The organism is Mycoplana sp. ABR4_002, from assembly GCF_056159645.1.
In genome coordinates, this window is sequence record NZ_JBSWVO010000001.1 from 3,100,917 (window position 1) to 3,115,245 (window position 14,329).

13 protein-coding genes and 1 riboswitch are annotated in these 14,329 nt (G+C 64.4%); of the genes, 4 read left to right on the forward strand and 9 right to left on the reverse strand.

The genetic code is table 11. The features are described 5' to 3' along the window. Nucleotides 1-27: 27 nt before the first annotated feature. From ACXAGF_RS14815 to ACXAGF_RS14830, 4 genes are all read right to left on the reverse strand, one after another. On the reverse strand, nt 28-1,095 hold the full coding sequence (locus tag ACXAGF_RS14815; protein WP_475018159.1) for an ABC transporter permease: 1,068 nt from the start codon (nt 1,093-1,095) through the stop codon (nt 28-30). Beyond that, nucleotides 1,092-2,621 (reverse strand): sugar ABC transporter ATP-binding protein, encoded by a 1,530-nt coding sequence (locus tag ACXAGF_RS14820; protein WP_475018160.1) that lies wholly within the window; start codon nt 2,619-2,621, stop codon nt 1,092-1,094. Before ACXAGF_RS14820 ends, ACXAGF_RS14815 begins: the two co-directional genes overlap by 4 nt. Next, nucleotides 2,618-3,244 carry a DUF2291 family protein gene (locus ACXAGF_RS14825; RefSeq protein ID WP_475018161.1) on the reverse strand — a complete coding sequence of 209 codons (627 nt, stop codon included), beginning with the start codon at nt 3,242-3,244 and terminating at the stop codon, nt 2,618-2,620. The genes ACXAGF_RS14820 and ACXAGF_RS14825 overlap by 4 nt, the downstream gene beginning before the upstream one ends. 73 nt (nt 3,245-3,317) lie before the next feature. After that, nucleotides 3,318-4,259, reverse strand: a complete 942-nt coding sequence (locus ACXAGF_RS14830) for a substrate-binding domain-containing protein (protein ID WP_475018162.1) — start codon at nt 4,257-4,259, stop codon at nt 3,318-3,320. A 267-nt stretch (nt 4,260-4,526) separates the two neighbouring features. Between ACXAGF_RS14830 and ACXAGF_RS14835 the strand changes: the two genes are divergently transcribed. The 4 genes from ACXAGF_RS14835 (at nt 4,527) to ribB (ending at nt 8,880) form a co-directional block, all read left to right on the forward strand. After that, the gene (locus ACXAGF_RS14835; RefSeq protein WP_475018163.1) at nt 4,527-5,993 is read left to right on the forward strand and encodes an L-fucose/L-arabinose isomerase family protein; all 1,467 of its coding nucleotides are present in this window, start codon (nt 4,527-4,529) and stop codon (nt 5,991-5,993) included. A 12-nt stretch (nt 5,994-6,005) separates the two neighbouring features. Continuing rightward, the gene (locus ACXAGF_RS14840; RefSeq protein WP_475018164.1) at nt 6,006-6,827 is read left to right on the forward strand and encodes a transketolase; all 822 of its coding nucleotides are present in this window, start codon (nt 6,006-6,008) and stop codon (nt 6,825-6,827) included. Further along, nucleotides 6,827-7,789, forward strand: coding sequence for a transketolase family protein (locus ACXAGF_RS14845; RefSeq protein WP_475018165.1), 963 nt, complete (start codon nt 6,827-6,829; stop codon nt 7,787-7,789). Before ACXAGF_RS14840 ends, ACXAGF_RS14845 begins: the two co-directional genes overlap by 1 nt. A 161-nt stretch (nt 7,790-7,950) precedes the next feature. Next, a riboswitch (FMN riboswitch) is annotated at nt 7,951-8,097 on the forward strand. A 129-nt stretch (nt 8,098-8,226) separates the two neighbouring features. After that, nucleotides 8,227-8,880, forward strand: coding sequence for a 3,4-dihydroxy-2-butanone-4-phosphate synthase (gene ribB, locus ACXAGF_RS14850; RefSeq protein WP_475018166.1), 654 nt, complete (start codon nt 8,227-8,229; stop codon nt 8,878-8,880). Nucleotides 8,881-9,006: 126 nt separating this feature from the next. On the opposite strand, the gene ACXAGF_RS14855 is transcribed toward ribB, so the two are convergent. The 5 genes from ACXAGF_RS14855 to ACXAGF_RS14875 all read right to left on the reverse strand — a co-directional run bounded on the left by ACXAGF_RS14855 (nt 9,007) and on the right by ACXAGF_RS14875 (nt 14,190). After that, nucleotides 9,007-9,795 (reverse strand): SDR family oxidoreductase, encoded by a 789-nt coding sequence (locus ACXAGF_RS14855; RefSeq protein WP_475018167.1) that lies wholly within the window; start codon nt 9,793-9,795, stop codon nt 9,007-9,009. A 52-nt stretch (nt 9,796-9,847) separates the two neighbouring features. Continuing rightward, the gene (locus tag ACXAGF_RS14860) at nt 9,848-10,630 is read right to left on the reverse strand and encodes an SDR family NAD(P)-dependent oxidoreductase (protein ID WP_475018168.1); all 783 of its coding nucleotides are present in this window, start codon (nt 10,628-10,630) and stop codon (nt 9,848-9,850) included. Between the two features lie 19 nt (nt 10,631-10,649). After that, nucleotides 10,650-12,143: a sugar ABC transporter ATP-binding protein gene (locus ACXAGF_RS14865; protein WP_475018169.1), complete on the reverse strand. Its 1,494-nt coding sequence runs from the start codon at nt 12,141-12,143 to the stop codon at nt 10,650-10,652. Nucleotides 12,144-12,179: 36 nt separating this feature from the next. Beyond that, nucleotides 12,180-13,115 (reverse strand): substrate-binding domain-containing protein, encoded by a 936-nt coding sequence (locus ACXAGF_RS14870; RefSeq protein ID WP_475018170.1) that lies wholly within the window; start codon nt 13,113-13,115, stop codon nt 12,180-12,182. A 97-nt stretch (nt 13,116-13,212) separates the two neighbouring features. Beyond that, nucleotides 13,213-14,190: an ABC transporter permease gene (locus tag ACXAGF_RS14875; RefSeq protein ID WP_475018171.1), complete on the reverse strand. Its 978-nt coding sequence runs from the start codon at nt 14,188-14,190 to the stop codon at nt 13,213-13,215. Between the last annotated feature and the right edge of the window lie 139 nt (nt 14,191-14,329).

The window sequence follows — 14,329 nt, forward strand, 5'->3', positions numbered from 1 at the left end:
ACAGCAAGAGATGGCAGATTGTAATCCTCAATTGGCCTGTTGCTGCAGGATCACCCGGGCCTGAAGTTTCTGCTGGATCTGGTCCACGACCACGGCCGCGATGATCACCAGCCCCTTGATCACCGTCTGCCAGAAGGACGACACGCCCATCATGATCAGGCCGTCGGCGAGGATGCCGATGACGAAGGCGCCGACGATCGTTCCGCCGATCCGGCCGCGCCCGCCGGACATCGACGTGCCGCCGAGGACGGCCGCGGCGATGGCGTTGAGTTCGAAGGTCTCGCCGGTCGCCGGATGGCTTGCCTGCAGTTGCGAGGATATGATGATCCCCACCAGCGCGGCGCAAAGCCCGGAGAACATGTAGACAAACAGCTTCGTCCGGTCGACGTTCACCCCCGACAGCGCGGCGCCGCGCTCATTGCCGCCGACGGCATAGATGTGGCGCCCAAGCGGTGTGCGGGTCGCCAGATAGGCCGCCAGAAGCGCCACCACCACCATGATCCAGACCGAAAGCGGAAAGCCGAGAAAGCTGCCCGAACCGATCAGCCGGAACGTGTCTGAGCCGTATTCCGGGTTGCCGGCGAGGTTGGGGAAGGTGCGCCCGTCGGAAAAGAGCAGCGCGGCGCCACGGGCGACATAGAGCGTGCCGAGCGTGGCGATGAAGGGCGCGACATTGAGCTTTGTTATCAAGAGACCGTTGATCAGGCCGATGAAGACGCCGACCACGAGCACCATCAGGCAGATCTCGAGCGTGTTGAACTGGATGCTCCAGCCGATGCCGAGGTCGATGCCGTAGAGCACGAGATAGCCGGCGACCATGGCGCAGAGACCGACGATCGAGCCGACGGAAAGGTCAATGCCGCCGGCGATGATGACGAAGGTCATGCCGATGGCGAGCAGCGCGTTGAGCGCCACATGCTTGGAGATGATCAGCATGTTGGCGCCGCTCAGGAAGTTCGGCGCGGCAATGGCAAAGAAGGCAAAGACGAGGATCAGCGCCACGAATGTGCGCATGTGCAAGAGCATCAGCAGCGCCGACGTCCTAGATCCCTCTGCCTTCGCCTTGACGTTGTTGACGGTGCCGATGCTGCTCATTGTGCTTCAACCCTGCTCAGATTGGGCGTGGCCGCGGAAACGACGTCCGCCGCATTGGCGCCGGCCGGAAATTCGCCGGTCAGCCTGCCGTTCGCCATGACGAGAATGCGATCCGACAGGGCGAGAACCTCGTCCAGGTCGGATGTTACGAAGAGAATGCCGAGGCCGTCGGCGGCCAGGTGCCGCATGGTGCGGAAGATTTCCGCCTTGGCGCCGATGTCGATCCCGCGCGAGGGCTCGTCCATCAGGAGGATGCGCGGACGCGTCATCAGCGCCTTGCCGATCACAACCTTCTGCTGGTTGCCACCCGAGAGACTGGACACCGGGTGCTCCAGGCTGGCGATCTTGATCGCCATACGCTTGACGAACTCGGCGGCCTTGCCGGCCTCGCCCTTCAGGCTCAGGTGGAACCCCTTGGTGAAGTCGCGAAGCGACGACAGCGTCAGGTTCTCGCGGATCGTCATGATCTGGACGAGGCCGTCACGCTTGCGGTCCTCGGGGATGAGCGCCAGCCCCCGGCGGATGCGACCGGACACGCTCCTCTCGCGCACCGTCTCGCCGCCAATGAACAACTGGCCGGAGGAATTCGGGTGCTGGGCCATGATGCATTCCAGCAGCTCCGAGCGCCCGGCCCCCATCAGGCCATAGAGGCCGACGATCTCGCCGCTGCGGACCGACAGCGAGACGTGATCGACCGCATAGCCCCCGGCGGGGCTGGGAAGGCAGACATTGTCCACGCGGAACACCTCGTCGCCCATTGCATGCTCGACCGTCTTCGGAAACTCCTTGGAGGCGCTGCCGATCATGTTGGCGACGATCCAGGGAATGTCGACGCCTTGCATCGAGCGCGAACCGGTGATCACGCCGTCCCGCAGGACGGTGATATAGTCGCCGATGCGGATCAACTCCTCGAGCCGGTGCGAGATGTAGACAAGACCGACGCCCTGGCTCTTCAGCTCCTCGATCAGGCTGAAGAGAACCTCGACTTCGGCGGCGGAGAGCGCCGATGTGGGCTCGTCGAGGATCAGGATGCGTGCCTTCTCGGCCAGCGCCTTGGCGATCTCGACGATCTGCTGCTGACCGATCCGCAGGTTGCCGAGCGGCGTGTCCGGGTCGATATCCTGTTCGAGCCGCTTCATCAGGGCACAAGCCTCCGCCCTTTGCGTGACCCGATCGATGTGAACGCCGGCGAAGGTCTTCTCATTGCCGACGAAGATGTTCTCCGTGACGGTCAGGTTCGGGAACAGGTTGAGTTCCTGAAACACGATGCCAACGCCATGGCGGGCGGCATCCGTGCGGTCGGCAAAGACGATCGGCTTTCCGTCCAGCTCGATCGACCCGGCGTTCAGTTGTTCCACGCCGGCGATAATCTTCATCAGCGTCGACTTGCCGGCGCCGTTCTCGCCGACAAGCACGTTGACCGCCCCCATGCGCAGGTCGAAATCGACATTCTTCAGCGCCTGCGTTCCCGGGTACATTTTCGATCCGTTGCGGATCGACAGTCCGATGGGGTGCTCCTCGCTCATGGCACGACCTCAAGCGAAACCGGGGTGATCAGCGGCGTCTCGCCGACCGAGCGGATCGCCACCGCACCGATGAAGGTGACCTGCTTGCCCTTGAGGTCGCCCTCGGCGACAGCCGTCTGCGCAACCGCCCTGTCGTTGAGCGCACGACCAAGCCTGGCGTATTCGATCTGGTCCCGGAACGTGGAAAAGTCATAGACACCCGAAGTGTCGCGCACCGCCGTGCCCTTGACAACCGGGCCGAGCTGAAGCGCGGCGTCCGCCGCGCCATCGCCGTCGACATCGATCCGGGCCACCGCGGCCTTCGAGGCCCGGTTCTCCTCTACGACGGTCGCCATACCCTTGACGGGAAAATTCCAGCCGCCGCCGGCGCCGCCGACGCGCACGCCGTATTGCTCGCCCGCCGAGTCGAGACCGCCCGCGATCGCCTCGCGCAACGTCGCCAGATCCACCGCCTTTTCGGTCAGGGCCGGTACCAGCTTCGCGTCGAAGGTCGTATCGACGAGTTCGACGATCGGGTCCGCGGCCTCGGCCCCATCCTCGGCGTCGCCGGTCTTAACCAGTTTGCAGCCCGAGAGGCAGGCCATTGCGAGCATGCCCGCAGCAAGCAAGATCTTCATCGCCATCAGATGATCCGCGTTCATAGCAACAGCAGGAAAGCCATCCGGAACACCGTCCCGGATGGCCGGCTCCCATGCCTCATTGGGTCAGCGCGAAGGTCTCGAGCTGCGAGGCATTGTCGGTGTTGACCAGAATGCAGTCCATCAGCTGCTTCTCCTCAAGGCCGGTCGAGCCGGTCTTGATGTATTTGTCGGCCTGCTCGACGGCGAGCTGCGCCTGCTGGTAGGCCGGCTGCAGAACCGTGGCCTTGATGCCGCCTTTCAGGATCGAGTCGCGCACATCGTTCGAGCCGTCGAAGCCGACGACGATCACGTCGTTGCGCCCGGCCGCCTCGAGCGCGGCATAGGCGCCCATGGCCATGGTGTCGTTGCCGGAGATGACACCCTTGATGTCCGGGTGCGCCTGGAGGATCGATTCCATCACGCCGTAGGCTTCCGTCTGCGACCAGTTCGCGGTCTGCCGCGCCACCATCTTCATGTCCGAGTACTGGTCGATCACGTCGTGATAGCCCTGCGAGCGAATGCCTGCGTTGGTATCGGACTCCTTGCCGACCAGTTCCGCATAATTGCCGGCTTCGCCCATGAGCTTGACAAACTCCTCGGCGCCGAGCTGGGCCCCCTGGTAGTTGTTCGAGACGATCTGCGAGACTGCGACGCCGGTCGTGGTGATCTCGCGGTCGATCAGGAAGGACGGAATGCCCTTGTCCTTGGCCTTCTGCACGGCGGCCACGGAGGCGTCCGCCCCGGCATTGTCGAGAATGATGGCCTTGACGCCGGCAGCAATTGCGGAATCGAACAGCTCGTTCTGCTTGTTGGCATCGTCGTCGTGGACCAGCACCATGGTCTCGTAGCCGAGCTCCTTCGCCTTTGCGGCGGCGCCATCGGCCTCTGCCTTGAAGAACGGATTGTCATGGCTGGGGGTTATGATCGCAATGGTGTCGGCGGCCAGCGCCAGGCCCGGCACGACACCCGAAAGGCCGAGCACACAAACAGATACAAGCAAGCGACGCGTGATTTTCATGAGAACCTCCCTTTCTCAACCAGTCACAAGACGTGACCTGCTCATTCACTATCGAATAATATCGAATATTGTCAAACTGTTTCTATTTGATCGCAATTTCTACGCGCCGCCGTGCATTGGCGGCGCCTCACGCCGCAATGCAGCATGCCGATCGCCTCAAATCAGAATTATCTTGCCGGACCATCGAACTTGTGAGAAATATCGAAACCAAACAAAACTAAATGAAAGACATCGCTCGATCATGCGGGCGGGTTGAGGGAGGCAGGTTTGAGCCGCATCATTCGCAAGCGTATCGCGCTCGGCGTCGTCATCGGCAGTCGTGCGTTCTTCAATGGCGCCCCGTGCAAGGCCGCGCGCGACGAGGTGCTCGCGCATCTCTCCGACCTCGGCATCGAGGCTCACATCCTGCCCTACGACGCCACCGTCAACGGCGCCGTGCAGTCCGTCGCCGATGCGGACCTTTATGCCTCGTTCTTCCGCACAAAGGCCGACGAGATAGACGGGATCGTGATCTGCCTGCCAAATTTCGGCGACGAGATTGCGGTGGCCGAACTGGTGAACCGGGCGCGGCTCAACGTGCCGATCCTGCTGCAGGCAAGCAATGACGAGATCGACAAGGTGTCCGTGCACGAACGGCGCGACGCCTTCTGCGGCAAGCTCTCGATATCGAACAACTTCTGGCAATACGGCGTGCCGTTCACGGAAACGACCTCACACACCTGCGACGTATCGAGCGCGGAGTTCAAGGCCGATCTCGACCGCTTCGCCCGCGTCTGTCGCACCGTGCGCGGCATGCGAGGCGCCCGCATCGGCTCGATCGGCGCCCGAACCGGCGCGTTCCAGACCATGCGCTATTCGGAAAAGCTGTTGCAGGCGTCCGGCATCACGGTGGTCACCGTCGATCTCTCCGAGATGATGGGGGCCGCAGCGGCGGTCAAGGAAAACGATCCCGCTCTGATCGAGAAACTCGGCAAGGTGCGGAGCTACGGAACGATCCCGGCCCACATCAAGCCGGAGCAGATCATGCGCCAGGCGAAGTGGACGCTCGCCGTCAACCGCTGGATCGACGAAAACGGCTGCGACGCCTCCGCCATCCAGTGCTGGCGCTCCTTGCAGGACAACTTCGGCTGCGCGACCTGTCTCACCATGTCTATGATGGGCGAGGAACTGATGCCGTCGGCCTGCGAGGTCGACGTGATGGGAGCGCTGTCGATGTATGCGATGTCGCTCGCATCCCACCAGCCGGCCGCGATCCTGGACTGGAACAACAACTACGGCAACGCGGTCGACAAGTGCGTCTGCACCCATTGCGGAAACTATCCGAAGAGCTTCTTCGGCATTACCCCAGAGGTCGGCGAACTGGACGTGCTCGGCGAGACCATCGGGCGGGAGAAGTGTTTCGGCGCGGTCAAGGGGAAGGTCAAGGCCGGTCCGATGACCTATTTTCGCCTTTCCACCGACGATCGGGCCGGCACGATCAAGTGCTATCTCGGCGAGGGCGAGTTCACCGACGACCCCTTCGCCATGGACGGCGGAATCGCCGTGGCGAAGGTCGCCGACCTGCGCAGGCTGATGACCTTCATCACCCAGAACGGCTTCGAGCACCACGTCGCCATGGTTAGGGGCCATCATGCCGACGTCGTGCACGAGGCGGTCTACCGCTACCTGAAATGGCCGATCTACCATCACAACGGGACACCGGAGCCGCAGCTCACCTTCCCCGTCCGGTTCTGAAAGGTAGAGAGAATGCAGAACAACGACACCGTCGACAGGATCCGGGACAAGGCCCTGTGGATGCGCCGAAGGGCCTTCACCATGGTCTACGATGCGCAGCTTGGGCATCCCGGCGGCGACTTTTCCGCGATCGACATCATCGCCACGCTCTACTTCGGCGTGATGCGCTACGACCCGGCCCGGCCCGACATGCCGGAGCGCGATCGCTTCATCATGTCGAAGGGTCACGCCACGGGCGCGCTCTACACCGCCCTTTGCGCCGCCGGCTACTATCCGGAAGAGTGGCTCGCCACCTACATGCAACCCAACTCGAAGCTGAACGGCCACCCGAACAGAAACTACCTGCCGGGCGTGGAGACCAACACCGGTCCGCTCGGCCACGGCATGCCGGTTGCGCTCGGCATCGCCATCTCCGGCCAGCTGACGGACAGTGCCTACCGCACCTTCGTGCTGACCGGCGACGGCGAACTGCAGGAGGGGTCCAACTGGGAGGCGGCGATGACCGCCGGCCATCGCAAGCTCAGCAAGCTGACGCTGGTCGTCGACCGCAACCGCCTGCAGCAGGGCATGGGCACGGAGGAAACGAGCGGCCTCGACCCGCTGGACGACAAGTTCCGCGCCTTCGGCTGGGACGTCGCTGTGGTCGATGGCCACAACGTCGGCGCGCTGCTCGACGTTCTGGCCGAACCCTCGGGCGGCCGGGCCAGGCCGCTCTGCGTGATCGCCAACACCGTCAAGGGCAAGGGCGTGTCGTTCATGGAGAACAAGGCCTCCTGGCACCACGGCGTGCCGAATGCCGAGCAGTACGGACTGGCCATGGAGGAACTGGTCTGATGGCCGCGCCCGCCGCAAGACAGCAAGGGCTTCACGACTGCCGCGACGCCTGGGCCCGAACGCTCGAGGACCTCGCCGCGCAGGACCCGCGCATTGTCGCCGTCGTCAATGATTCCGTCGGCTCCTCCAAGCTCGGCGGATTTCAGAAGAAGTTCCCCGAACGGCTGGTCAATGTCGGCATCGCCGAACAGAACATGGTCGGCGTCGGCGCGGGACTGGCCAACGGCGGGCGCATTCCGTTCGTTTCCGCCGCCTCCTGCTTTCTGACCGGCCGCGCCCTGGAACAGGTGAAGGCCGACATCGCCTATGCCAACTTCAACGTGAAGCTGATCGGGCAGTCCTCCGGCATCGCCTATGGCGAACTCGGACCGACCCATCACTCGATCGAGGATTTCGCCTGGCTGCGTCCGCTGAGCAACATCACCGTCGTCGTGCCGTCCGACCCCTGGGAAACGGCGGAGGCCGTGAAATGGGCGGCGGCGCATGAAGGTCCGGTTTTCATCCGCTTGAGCCGCATGCCGGTGCCCGACCTCGACGTGGCCGACCGGGTATTCCGGCCAGGCACGGCGGAACGGTTGCGCGACGGCTCGGACGTGACGCTGATCGCCTGCGGCACCACGGTGCACCTTGCCGTCGATGCCGCGGAAAGCCTGCGCAACGAGGGCATCTCCGCACGCGTCCTCAACATGGCGACCCTCAACCCGCTGGACGAAGCCGCGGTAGCGTCGGCGGCTGCCGAAACCGGCGCGATCGTGACGGTCGAGGAAGCCAATATCCGCGGCGGTCTCGGCGGGGCGGTGGCCGAATTCACCGCCGGCAACCTGCCGGTACCGGTCGAGCGCGTCGGGTTCCCCGGCTTCGTGCCCACCGGTTCGGTCGACTGGCTGTTCGAGCAGTTCGGCCTGACCGGGCCCGGGATCGTCAAGGCCGCCCGCCGCGCGATCGCGCGCAAGCGTCGCTGAGCACGGCAAGGTTGATGACGCTAGGCCGACCCGAGGTAAACGGGCGCAGCCGTCGCAGGATCGCCGGTGTTCAACGATGTGTTCAACGCGCGGGCGTCGTTTTTGTGCCTCTTCGGATCGAAGGCTCCCTTGCAATTGCCGCCCGGATATCCTTATCTTCGCGCTGTTCTCAGGGCGGGGTGCAATTCCCCACCGGCGGTATCGGGAGGGATCCCGGAGCCCGCGAGCGCTCCCGGCCCTGCCGGGAGGTCAGCAGATCCGGTGCGAGGCCGGAGCCGACGGTATAGTCCGGATGGAAGAGAGCAAGGCACGCCCACCCCTCGCGACGAGCCGGGGCGCGGTGCCTGTTCGCCCAAGGGACGTTTGTCTGATCCGCGCAGGCGGGGATGGTGCAACGAGCGCCGGAAGATCCGGCCGAACCCTTGAAAGACTGCAGCATGACGATTTCGAAGATTGAAGATGCGATCGCCGCCATCGCCCGCGGGGAGATGATCGTCGTGGTCGACGACGAAGACCGCGAGAACGAGGGCGACATCGTCTTCGCCTCCGAGGACGCCACCGCCGAGAAGATCGCCTTCATGATGAACCGGGCCCGCGGGCTGATCTGCGTGTCGATGGAGGGCGAGCGCCTCGACGCGCTCGACATCCCGCTGATGGTGCCGAACAACACCGAATCCTTGAAGACCGCCTTCACCGTCTCGGTCGACTACCTGCCGGGCACGACGACGGGCATCTCCGCCGCCGACCGCGCCGCCACCGTCAGGGCGCTGATCGACCCGGCCGCGAAGGCGGACGCGTTCGCCCGCCCGGGCCACATCTTTCCGCTGCGCGCCAACCCCAAGGGGGTGCTCGGCCGGCCCGGCCACACCGAGGCCGCCATCGATTTCTGCCGCCTCGCCGGCAAGGCCCCCTCCGGGGTGATCTGCGAAGTCGCAAACGACGACGGGACCATGGCGCGCCTGCCGGAGCTGACGCTGTTCGCACGGCAGCACGGCCTGCATCTGGTCACGATCAAGGACCTGATCGCCTACCTTACCCGACAGCCTGCCGAGGAGAGCGACGGGCCGGTCGACGCCACCATCGCCGCGTGAGGTTCTCCCGGATCGGTTAGGCGAGCCTTCGCAGGCCGGTGGCACCGGCCACCGCCTGCAGACATCTGGAACCGGCGGACCGCGGCGGCGCAAACTCCCACGCAAGGTCGGCCGGCTGTCCGCAGCTTACCAGCAGCAGAAGCCGCCATCGACGAGGAGGTTGACGCCCGTGCAATAGGACGAGGCGTCGGCGGCGAGGAAGATTGCGGGCCCGACCATTTCGTCGACCGTGGCCATGCGCTGCATCGGTGTCTGGCGCTCAAACTCCTGGGTCTGGTGCACCATTTCCGGCCGGGTGTTCATCGGCGTCGCCGTATAGCCCGGACTGATCGCGTTGACGCGGATGCCGCGCTCGACCCACTCCATCGCCATTGATTTCGTCATATGGATCACGCCGGCCTTGGAGGCGTTGTAGTGAACCTGCGACAGACCGCGATTGACGATGACGCCGGACATGGAGGCGATGTTGATGATCGATCCGCGGCCGTGCTTCAGCATGGCCGCGGCTTCCGCCTGGCAGGAGAAAAACACGCCCTTCATGTTGATGTCCATGAGGGTCTGGTACTGCGTTTCGCTCATCTTTTCGGCTGGATTCGCATTGGCGATGCCGGCCGCGTTGACCGCGATGCGGAGCGCGCCGAGCTCGGCTTCGGTCCTGGCGACCGCCTCGTCCAGGGCCGGACGATCCGTCACGTCGACCGCGACGGCGGCGGCCTTGCGGCCGGCGCGCTCGATCAGGCCGACCGTCACGGCCAGGCCGTCGTCGGTCCGGCGGTCGAGAACCGCGACGTCGGCGCCGCACTGCGCCAGGCCGACGGCAATGCGCTGACCGATGCCGCTGCCAGCGCCGGTCACCAGCGCCACACGGCCGGTCAGATCGAACAATGCCGGCGCGTTCAATGTAATCCCGTTCATTCTCTGCGGCCTCCCACCGATGAAAGCGAAGTTCTTGTCCGACCCACCGGGCCTAGGACATGATCAGGCCGCCATCGACATTGATGGTCTGGCCGGTAATATAGTCGGCGTCGCGGCTGGCCAGGAAGGCGATCAGCGCTGCTACATCCTTGCCCTCGCCCGCGCGCTTCATCGGAATGTTCTGCACCCAGCTGGCCATCAGTTCGCCCGGGCCGTAGTCGCCGAGGATCTTGCCCCAGACCCGGTCGTTATAGTCCCACATGTCGGTCTTGATGATGCCGGGGCAGATCGCATTCACGGTGATGCCGTCGAGTGCGACCTCCTTGGCGAGGCTTTGGGTCATGCCCATGACGCCGAATTTCGAGGCGGCGTAGTGGGGGGTGTAGATGAAGCCGTCGCGCGCCTGGCCGGAGGCGATGTTGATCAGCCGGCCGCCGTTGCCAGCCTTGCGCATCCGCCGGATGGCCTCCTGGCAGCACAGGAACGCGCCCTTGGTGTTGACCGCCATCGTCGCGTCCCACTGCGCCTCGGTCAGGTCCTCGATCTTGGCGATGGTGATGATGCCGGCATTCTGGACGGAGACGTCGACCGCGCCGAACTCGTCCTCGGCCCGGTCAAAAAGGGCGACGACGGCGCCTCGGTCCGTGACATCGCACAAGACGCCACAGGCGTTCGCCCCGCTGTCGCGCAGTTTCGCCGCCGCTTCCTCGACCTGCGGCTCGACGGAGGCGATCACAAGGTTGGCCCCCTCCTCGGCAAAGCGCTGGGCGATGGCAAGGCCGATCCCCTTGTTTCCGCCGGTGACGACGACCGTCTTGCCCGTGAACCGATTCATCTCTCTTCTCCTTGCCGCTTCATGCCGTTGCGAGTTCCATCACCGAGACGTCATTGGCCTCGGTATGATCCAGAATTCCTGTCTGCTGGCCGGCCGCCATCACGAGGATGCGGTTCGACACGCCCAAAACCTCCTCCAGGTCCGAGCTGACGACGATCACCGCAACGCCCTGTTCGGCGAGCCCGTGGATGATTTCGTAGATCGAGGACCGGGCACCGACGTCGATGCCGCGGGTCGGTTCGTCCAGAAGCACCACGCGGGGGTTGCGGGCGAGCCACTTGGCGATGACGACCTTCTGCTGGTTGCCGCCCGACAGCTCTCCGGCATTCTGCCGGCCCCTGCCCTTCACCCCGAGTTTGCGAATGTTGTCGTCGGCGAACTGCTGCACGCGCCCGGAACTGATCCAGCCGGAGGTTCCGACCGACTCGAAGTTCGAATAGGCGATGTTCTCCGCAATGCTGTGATCAAGGATCACCCCCTGCAGCTTGCGGTCCTCGGGGATCAGGACGATCCCGTTGCGGATGGCATTGTGGGGCGAGGTCGGCGTCACGTCCTTCCCGTTTAGCACGACGGTGCCCGCCTTGATCGGGTCCGCGCCGGCGATCGCGCGCACCAGTTCGGTTCGGCCCGCGCCGATCAGTCCCGCGATGCCGAAGATCTCGCCGCGGCGAACGGAGAAGTTGACGTCGTTGAACCGCCCCGAAGGCGACGACAGGTCACGCACCTCGAGCACGACCTCGCCCGTTGGCTGGGCCAGCGGCGGGAACATCTGCTCCATGCTGCGCCCCACCATCGCCTCGACGATGCTGCGGATCGGAACGTCCGCCGTTTCGAATTCCCGCACCTTTTCTCCGTCCCGCATCACGACGATGCGGTCGGCGATCTTCTTGATCTCCTCCAGGCGGTGGGAGATGTAGACGATGCCGACGCCCTCCGCCTTCAATCGTTCGATCTGCTCGAACAGCAGCTTTGTCTCCTCGACGCCCAACGCGGCCGTCGGCTCGTCAAGGATCAGGAGCTGGGCGTTCAGCGTCAGCGCCTTGGCGATTTCGATCAGTTGCTGGCTGGCGGTCGGCAGGCCCTCGACGATGCGGCGCGGCGAGATGTCGAGGCCGAGCCGTTCGAGCCCCTGATGGGCGCGCCGTTCCATCTCGCCCCGGTCGACCAGGCCGCTCTTTATCGGGTAGCGCCCGACGAAGATGTTCTCGGCAATCGACAGATGCGGCAGCAGCAGCAGCTCCTGGTGGATCATGCCGACCCCCGCGTCGATCGCGGCGCGGGGGTCGGCGGGCGCGTAGCGTGCGCCCTTCCAGGTCATCTCTCCGGACGTGGGCAGGACCGTCCCGGAGATGACATTCGACAAGGTCGATTTGCCGGCCCCGTTCTCGCCAAGCAAAGCGACGACTTCCCCGGCGTAGATGTCCATATCGATGCCGTGGAGAACCTCGATCGGTCCATAGGACTTATGGATGTTCCGCAGGGTCAGGATCGGAGTTTTGCCTTCGGAGTTCATGGCGTCAGCCTTTCGTATTGCGGTGCCGGCCCGGGATCAGGGATGCTGCTCCACGTATTTCGGGGCGTCGTCGCAGGTGGTGAGCACCGCGTTCGGGGTCTGCCGTTCCGGCACGGTCTCGCCGGCGGCGACCTTGATCGCGGCATCGACCGCCAGGCGCCCCATCAGCTGGGTGCTCTGCGTTGCCGTCACGACGAACGGCCCCTCGCACTTGGCGAGGTATTCGAGCGCGGCGACATCGCCGTCGTATCCGCCGATGATGACCTTGTCCGAGAGCCCGGCGACGTCGACGGCCTTGGCCGCGCCCATGGCGAGCGCGTCGGCCTGCCCGAAGATGATGCGGATGTCGGGGTGTGCCTGCAGCATGTTCTGCGTGATCGAGAAGCCCTCGTCGGGAGACCACATCTGGCTCCACTGCTGCGCGACCAGCTCGACATCGGGATTTTCCTCGATCGCGCGCTTGCAGCCGGCGAAGCGGTCAACCTCCGGCGTCGTGCCCTTCTGCCCGTGGACGATGGCCATCTTGCCCTTGCCGCCGGCGAGCCCGATGATGTGCTTGCAGACCTCGTAGGCGGATTCGACGCTCTCCCCGGCAATGAAGGTGTCGCCCGGAGCACCGTCCGGCGTCCGGTCCACGTTGATCACCGGGATGCCTTCTGCGCGTGCCAGTCTCGTCGGTACCGCCGCGGCCGCGGCGCCGGCGGGGATGTAGATGAACGCATCGATCCCCTGGGTCATGAAGTCCTGAACCTGGCTGACCTGGGTCGCGGTGTCGTTCTTCGCGTCGGCGACGATGACCTCGATCCCCTTTTCACGGGCATAGCCCTCGACGCCGAGCTTGATCTGGTTGAAGAAGTCCGCCTGCAGGTTGGGGACCGCAAGGCCGATCTTCTTGACCTCTTCGGCCATCGCCGAGCCGGCAATTGATGTGGCTGCCGCAGCGGCAAGCAAAACCTTCAAATGCACTTTCATGATCTTCTCCTCCTTGGGGGTGACGGGCCGCTTCGGTAAAGCCGATCAAGCGGCCGACTGCACAGGGAACTGGATCGGCTCCACCTCCCTGAATTTCTTATCGCTTGCGCTTGAACGTCTCGGCGGCGACCGCCAGCACGATGACCGTTCCGATAATGACCGCCTGCAGGAACGGCGACACGCCGAGCAGGTTCAGGCCGTTGCGCAAGACGCCGATGATCAGAACGCCGATGATGGTGCCGACGATGCCGCCGGTGCCGCCCGACAGGCTGGTCCCGCCAATCACCACGGCGGCGATGGCATCGAGCTCATAGGCAACGCCGGAACTGGGCTGCACCGAGTCCAGGCGGGCTGCCAGCAGGATGCCGGCCAGTCCGGAGAGCGCCGCTGACACGACGTAGACCATGACGGTGATGCGCTTGACGTTGATGCCGGCAAGGCGCGCAACTTCCGGGTTGCCGCCAATTGCATAGAGCGCCCGGCCGCCTTGACGGTAGCGCAGGTAGAGGGTCGCAGCCACGAACACCACCAGCATCACTGCCACGGTCAGCGTCAGGAAGCCGCCATAGCGGATGATGGCGCTCATGTTGAACCAGGCCGGGAAGCCGATGATCTGAGAGCCATTGGTGATCATGTTGGCAAGCCCGCGCGCAATCGACATCATTGCCAGGGTCGCAATGAACGCGGGCACCTTGAACGTCGTGATCATCAGGCCCGAGATCGCGCCGGCGACGGCCGCCGCGCCCAGCGCTCCGCTTATTGCCACGACCATGGGCAGGCCGGCCTCGACGTTGAGATAACCCAGAACCATCATCGAGAGCGCCAGCACCGAGCCGACCGAGAGATCGATGCCGCCGATGAGAATGACGAAGGTCATCCCTACGGCCATAATCCCGAGCACCGTGATCTGATCGAGAATGTTCAGGAAGTTGCGGAACGACAGGAACGAGTCCGTCGAGATCGCGAGAAACACACAGAGCGCCAAGAGTCCGATCAGGGGGCCGGTGGCGCCACTCAGGGAAGCGAGTTCCGGCAGGCGCGATTTTCTTTCGCTGGCTGTGGGCGTGAGCGACATGGCTTTCTCCTAACGCATAAATATGCAGAGTTGATGAATAATTCCTACCCGAAGACGGACTGGCGGTCAAGAGGCGGAATTTGTACCCATTGCGACGCGATACGTGGTCCGAGGCTGGGCATCGGCGACCTCTTGACAA